Source organism: Komagataeibacter saccharivorans, from assembly GCF_003207825.1.
In the GTDB taxonomy this organism is placed as follows: domain Bacteria; phylum Pseudomonadota; class Alphaproteobacteria; order Acetobacterales; family Acetobacteraceae; genus Komagataeibacter; species Komagataeibacter saccharivorans.
This window is the reverse complement of sequence record NZ_NKTY01000072.1, coordinates 1-1,772: the sequence shown is the minus strand read 5'-3', so window position 1 is coordinate 1,772 and position 1,772 is coordinate 1. Positions and strand designations below refer to the sequence as shown.

Below are 1,772 nucleotides of genomic sequence, written 5' to 3'. Positions count from 1 at the left end.
TCGGCGTGTCATAAATCCTTCATAAAACTGTATTGGAAACATAACACACAGAATTGTGCGCCCATTCTAAATGAACCCATCCTTCATTACGGAATGGTTAATATGATTCGCCGGTCTGCTGTATCGCTTCTGCTGGGTTCTTCTGCCATCTGGGGTCTCTCCTCGATCAACCAGGCGTATGCGGCATCCGCGTCGGATGCGCAGATCCTCGCCCTGCAGCACGAGATGCAGGAAATGCGCCGTGAAATGTCGGGCCAGATCAGCGTGCTGCGCCAGCGCCTTGTCCGTGCGGAAGCCCACAACACCCCGGCGGCCAATGCAGCCCAGGCCCGCCGCGTGGCGGCCAGCAAGGGCCAGCCGCTGCCCGACAGCTATGCGCAGGACATCCATATCGGCGGCGACAGCGGCATGGGCGGAAACCTGGGCAGCGTGATGCAGAAGGCCGATCTGGGCACCCCGCCGTCGGATCGTGGCGTCGCGTCCTCCTGGGCGTCTTTCCGGGCGGCGAACGAGAAGGAAGAGGCCGTGCATATGGGGGGCATGATGATCGGCTTCCCCGGTGGCCGTCCCACCATCTCGTCCGAGGACGGGATGTATGCCATGTCCATCGGCCTTGCCTTCCATGAGGATATCGGCGGCTTCATGGGCATGTCGCCGCGCCGGGGCGAAACCCGTGGCGATTTCTCCAGCCTGACCGAAAACGCCCGTCGCCTGCGTATTCCCATCTCGTTCCGTTACAAGGACTGGATCGCCAACATCACGCCCGATTTCGGCAACGGCTCGGCGGACGGGTCGACCACGCTGTATGAAGCCAACGTCAACTATGCCGGTTTCCACAACACGATCCTGACGGCGGGTTACTTCCAGCCGCGCGTGACGGAAGAAGATTCCGAAAGCTCGAACGAGTTCGAGATGATGGAACGTCCCGCCATCACCGATATCGTGCGTAACATCGCGGCAGGCGATGCGCGCATGAGCATCGGTGGCCTGCATTATGACAAGCGCTGGTGGATCGCCGGTTACCTGACCGGGCAGAGCTATGGCGCGCGTAACGGTACCGGGGTGACGGACAGCCAGACGGGGGCGACCTTCCGTGTCGCGGGTCGTCCGTACATGTCCAAGGACATTGATGTGCATGTCGGCCTGTCGGCCATCAGCGCCTTCAAGGTTGCGGAAAAGAGCAATGGCCGCAGCTACGCCTTTGCCGAAGGGCCGGAAGTCAACCTGACGACGACGAAGTTCCTGAACCAGACCGTGGGCAATGTGGGCAGCATCTGGTCGGCGGGTCCCGAACTGGGCTTCCGCTGGAAGCGGCTGGTGCTGAAGGGTGAATACTACCATATCGGCGTCACCCGTGGCGACAATACCGGCGGCAATGTCGGCAACCAGCAGAGCGTGAACTTCTCCGGTTACTACGGCGCTGCCAACTATACCCTGTTCGGCAAGGGCCGAAGCTACAACATCAAGGAAGGCGCCTTCGCAGCGCCGGGTGTGGACCATGTGTTCGACCCGCTGCACGGGTACTGGGGCGCGCTGGAACTGTCCGCGCGGTACAGCGTGGCGGACCTGAACAGTGGCCTGAACACGGCAGGCGCCGTGCGTGGTGGGCAGCAGACGGTCTGGTCGGCGGGGCTGAACTGGTATCCCAACCGTCACTTCCGCTTCATGCTTGACTTCAACCACATCATCGTCAGCCGCAACAGCCAGCTTTACGATCTGGTCGGGCGGGACGGAAACTCCGTCGCCGGACGTATTCAGGCCGCTTTCTAAAA

1 protein-coding gene is annotated in these 1,772 nt (G+C 61.4%); it reads left to right on the top strand.

Translation table 11 applies throughout. The features are described 5' to 3' along the window. The first annotated feature begins 102 nt into the window (after positions 1 to 102). Complete coding sequence (locus CFR79_RS15340; RefSeq protein ID WP_110548456.1) at positions 103 to 1,770, top strand: OprO/OprP family phosphate-selective porin; 1,668 nt, start codon at positions 103 to 105, stop codon at positions 1,768 to 1,770. Positions 1,771 to 1,772 lie beyond the last annotated feature (2 nt).

What these genes read in the sequence shown, in the direction of transcription:
- CFR79_RS15340 (WP_110548456.1), top strand. Translation starts at nt 103, where the DNA reads ATGATTCGCCGGTCTGCTGTATCGCTTCTGCTGGGTTCTTCTGCCATC.